The following is a 207-nucleotide window of genomic DNA, read 5'->3' as shown; positions in this document are numbered from 1 at the left end:
CTATGAAAGACTTAAAAATAAAATTAGAAAAGTCACTAATAGAAATATTAGTATGAATTTCAAACATAGACTTGAGAAGTTAAAAGAAATCATAGTAGGTTGGGTTAATTACTTCAAATTAGCAGATATGAAGAATAAACTTAAGAGATTGGATGAATGGATAAGGAGAAGACTTAGAGCTTGTATATGGAAGACATGGAAACGAGT

The 207-nt window shown here is 28.5% G+C and carries 1 protein-coding gene; it reads left to right on the top strand.

The window, feature by feature from the left end:
* On the top strand, positions 1–207 hold a 207-nt coding region (locus L21TH_RS15240; RefSeq protein ID WP_081627987.1), incomplete at both ends, for a group II intron maturase-specific domain-containing protein.

The sequence above is a fragment of the Caldisalinibacter kiritimatiensis genome, assembly GCF_000387765.1.
GTDB lineage: Bacteria > Bacillota > Clostridia > Tissierellales > Caldisalinibacteraceae > Caldisalinibacter > Caldisalinibacter kiritimatiensis.
The sequence above is the reverse complement of the archived record's forward strand: the minus strand, read 5'-3'. Positions and strand labels throughout refer to the sequence as shown.